Source organism: Massilimicrobiota sp. An105 (assembly GCF_002161155.1).
Taxonomy (GTDB): Bacteria; Bacillota_I; Bacilli_A; order Erysipelotrichales; family Coprobacillaceae; genus Allocoprobacillus; species Allocoprobacillus merdigallinarum.
In genome coordinates this window covers 1-721 of record NZ_NFLY01000116.1, presented here as the reverse complement: position 1 = coordinate 721, position 721 = coordinate 1, and the positions used below count along the sequence as shown (strand labels likewise).

General features: G+C 35.6%; 1 protein-coding gene. It reads right to left on the bottom strand.

The genetic code is table 11. From position 1 onward, the window contains the following. The coding region (locus B5E48_RS13450) for an IS110 family transposase (protein ID WP_143747041.1) at nt 1-542 on the bottom strand (542 nt) is incomplete at its 3' end. Between the last annotated feature and the right edge of the window lie 179 nt (nt 543-721).

Genomic DNA, 721 nt, shown 5'->3' with positions numbered 1-721 from the left:
AAATAACAATCACAAAGGGCAATGAGACGGTTAGTTTCCTGAGAATGGAGTTTTTTAATCTGATAATGTCTGTGAACGAGAGCCTTAAGATCTTGATATCCATTTTTGTTTTCAAAGACGGAATCAGAAACATATCTGACATCATCATCAGTTCCAACGATGGTACTGATGGTTTGAGCATCCAAAGGATCAGATTTGGATATATTATGGCTTTCTCTCCATTTATTAACGAAATCAGTATTGAGCTGATGGATTTCTTCATCGCTATTACAGTTTTCTTTAATAAAGCTATAGACATTAGTAGAATAGATACCAGTGACCTCCAAAGCAAAATAAGTGTGAAGACAGTGTTGATCACTGGAATACTTTCTCACAGTATTTAAAAACTCAACAACATCAGATTTAATAAACTTAAAAGATAATTTTTTTCTAAGGAAACGGGGTTTGACTGATCTTAATTCAGGGACAGCCAGAATAGCAGCATCAGCCTTGCCTTTAGAGACATCAATGCCAACAAAAAGATTGTAATCGTAATTTTTCATAAAAAATGACCTTCTTTCTCAAGTATGTAAATGGTTTTGAATTGCACCTCTAAATCAAGGCAAACGCAACCTCGCAAATACGGAGACAAGTGAGAAACACTGCTGCAACAAACTCATTCGGGTATAAAGCACGCCTTGAACAGAGGATTAAGTCTTTTTGAAGCGGAACATAACGAGAT